Source organism: Oleiphilus sp. HI0117 (genome assembly GCF_001635235.1).
Genome location: NZ_LWGA01001392.1, coordinates 1 through 855, shown reverse-complemented (window position 1 = coordinate 855; position 855 = coordinate 1). Strand labels below are relative to the sequence as shown.

Here is an 855-nt window from a genome sequence, read left to right as displayed (position 1 = left end):
GACTCTATAAAAAGCGGCCAGTTTTATAATGAGCGAAAGTGTCCCACATTAAGTCTAAAAATTCGAGCGAAAGTATCAATCTCATGTTAAGATATTTCACTATATCAACCGCACTCTAATTCGAACTGCGGCATGACACAAACAATAACTGTAATTTAAGTATCTGTGCGTGACTCAACTGGCTTACAATCGGGCCTGATTGCACAGAAACCAAGCTCAGGTAACTCAATGACGTCTAGCGCCACAGTCAGCTCCAACTCTAACGATCAGGCGACACCTGAATCTACCGCTTCTACCACTCGCTCATCTGGCAACTGCCTAAAGCTTAAAGGCTCTTTACTGCCGATGACCGTTCTGGAATTGGCCTACTATGACGAAGCTCAAATTCAGCAAGAGCTTTCAGCAAAGACAACACAAGCCCCTGGCTTTTTCGAGAACCTCCCTGTCATCATTGACATCGAACAGCTTACTGAAGAAGACAGTGTTCCTTTTGACAAACTGATCAACCAATGTCGTGAGTTTTCGATTAAAGCAGTGGCAGTTAGGGGCGGTTTAGAGAAGCACCAGCAAGCTGCAAAAGAGGCAGGCTTAGGGCTACTGGCAAAACAGAAAGAAAGACAGGCAGAGCCAGCACCAGAAAAGCCAGAGGCTAAGGTAAAAGAGGTCGTACATACAGAAGTTGAAACAGTCGAAGTGGTTAAAACTGTCGTTCAACAAGCACCTCAGCAAAGCAAAATCATTCACACCCCTATCCGTTCAGGCCAGCAAGTTTATGCTGCCGATGGAGATTTGATCATACTTGCGCCGGTTAGCGCCGGTGCAGAGATCTTGGCTGATGGTAATATTCACGTATAT

Annotated in this window: 1 protein-coding gene; it reads left to right on the top strand. The window is 45.4% G+C overall.

The annotated features are described in order from the left end of the window. Positions 1-228: 228 nt before the first annotated feature. The coding region (gene minC / locus A3757_RS23670; protein WP_156506531.1) for a septum site-determining protein MinC at positions 229-855 on the top strand (627 nt) is incomplete at its 3' end.